Here is a 1027-nt window from a genome sequence, read left to right on the forward strand (position 1 = left end):
TCAACGTCGTGGCCGCGGATTGACATTTCTCTCTACGGGGAGATTGCATGGCGCGCGCAGCTTGGCTTTACGGACCTCGTCATGAAGCTGATTGCGCATCGTGGATGGTCCGCGGGTCCGGGTGAAAACTCGCTCGCCGCGTTCGCACGTGCCGCCCGTGACGGCAGAATATCTGGTGTCGAATTCGACGTCTGCCTTGCAGCGGATTCCGACACATTGGTGGTGTCACATGACCCGCCGCGTCATGTCGAGAATGCGCTTACCCTCGATGCGGCACTGTCGCTTCTTTCACCAACTGACCTTGAACTGTTTGTGGAGGTGAAGGAGACGGGACTTGTCTCTAGAGTCATCGAGAGGCTGGTTGCCAGCAACGTGGCCCGTCGTTCAGTCGTATTTGCCTTTGCCGCCGTCGCAAGATCCTTTCCGTGGGAGGGTGCGCGACCGGTGCGCCTGGGCATCATCGTCATGTACCCGTGGAACCTGAATCGTGCGGTGCGTAGGTATGCGCCGGATGTCCTCCTGCTCGGCTGGGACGCGCGCGCTTGGACGCGAGTCGCTTTTCGCGCCTGGTGGTCCGCTTTCTCGCTTGAGCAGCTTGCGCGACGCCACCACGTGCCGGTTGTGGTAGGAATCGTGCAACACATGAACGACCTTCATTGGCTCTCGCGGCAGCGCCTCTACGGGGCGGTTGCCGACGTCGACCGCACTATCGGCCGCAGCGCCAGACCTGATTAGGCCGGCGCGGCGCTTTGCCGCGCCGGCGGGGATCTCAAGCGACCTCAGCCTCTCAGCGGCCGGTGGTCAGCCGCGGCGGGATCTGGTTCAGCATCCAGAGCTCGATCGCGGCCAGGATCGCGACCACCGCGCCGATAACCACATGCACCGTCATCGCGGTGGTTCCCTGGAAGCCCAATACCCAGGGTGAAACCAGCGCCCACAACCCGACGACGAGGTTCAGCCACTCCTCCCACACCGCGAATGCCGCCAGCGCCGCGACGGCAAGGATCGCGATGGCGATGCCGGTGAT

General features: G+C 63.2%; 2 protein-coding genes. One reads left to right on the forward strand and one right to left on the reverse strand.

Annotated features, from left to right (window positions below; all coding sequences use genetic code 11):
* On the forward strand, positions 1-735 hold a 735-nt coding region (locus ACFFWD_RS29210), incomplete at its 5' end, for a glycerophosphodiester phosphodiesterase (protein ID WP_376971213.1).
* Positions 736-787: 52 nt separating this feature from the next.
* Here the strand turns inward: ACFFWD_RS29210 and ACFFWD_RS29215 are convergent.
* The coding region (locus ACFFWD_RS29215; protein ID WP_376971215.1) for an SPW repeat protein at positions 788-1027 on the reverse strand (240 nt) is incomplete at its 5' end.

The organism is Bradyrhizobium erythrophlei, from assembly GCF_042430365.1.
GTDB lineage: Bacteria > Pseudomonadota > Alphaproteobacteria > Rhizobiales > Xanthobacteraceae > Bradyrhizobium > Bradyrhizobium erythrophlei.